The 781-nt window shown below is 72.2% G+C and carries 1 protein-coding gene; it reads right to left on the bottom strand.

Annotated features, from left to right (window positions below; translation table 11 throughout):
* Window positions 1–93 precede the first annotated feature (93 nt).
* A partial coding sequence (locus tag TSB10GB4_RS01965) for an IS110 family transposase (protein WP_186394345.1) occupies window positions 94–781 on the bottom strand: 688 nt, incomplete at its 5' end.

The raw sequence follows: 781 nt of genomic DNA, 5'->3' as shown, positions 1-781 counted from the left end.
GATCGAACGCTCCATCTCCCTCTCGGCTTGCCGCTCCCTCAAGCCCGGCCGGCGTGGCCGGGCGTGTTTGTCATTCCGGTGCGGCGGTTTCGGTCACGCCGGTGCTGTGGCTGTGGTGGCGGCGGCGGTGGCGGCTGTGGCGGCGCGCGTGGGATCGTAGCGCTCCCCGCTCACCATCATCTTCCAGGCGATGCGGGCGGTCTTGTTGGCGAGCGCCACCGCGACGAGCTTGACCGGCTTGCGCGCCAACATGCGTGCCAGCCACGGGCTGGCCTTGCCGCTGCGCAGCGCCTGCCGGATCACCGCCATCGCCCCCGCCACCAGCACCGCGCGCAGGGCCTCGTCGCCGGCGCGGGTGATCCCGCCCAGCCGCTGCTTGCCCCCGCTCGAGTGGTCCCTGGGCGTCGCTCCCATCCATGCCGCAAGCCCGCGACCCGACTTGAACGCATGCGGATCCGGCGTCTTGATCGTCAACAAGGCCGCCCCCACCGGTCCCACCGAAGGGATCGCCTTAAGCCGCCGGGCGAGGTCGTCGTCGCGCACGAAGGCTTCGAGCTCCGCATCGACCTTTGCGATCGCCGGCGCCAGCGCGGCATATTGCTCGCCCTGCAGCGCGAACAGCTTGCGGGCGAGCGGCGGCAGGGCGGGGTCGCCCGCCACCTGCTCCAGCAGCGTCTCGATGCGGCACAGCCCCTTGGGCGCGATCAGCCCGAACTCGGCCGCATAGCCGCGGATCGCGTTGGCAACCTGGGTGCGCGCCCGGATCAGGCTGGCGCGCACG

Source organism: Stappia sp. TSB10GB4 (assembly GCF_900185745.1).
Classification (GTDB): Bacteria; Pseudomonadota; Alphaproteobacteria; order Rhizobiales; family Stappiaceae; genus Stappia.
The sequence above is the reverse complement of the archived record's forward strand: the minus strand, read 5'-3'. Positions and strand labels throughout refer to the sequence as shown.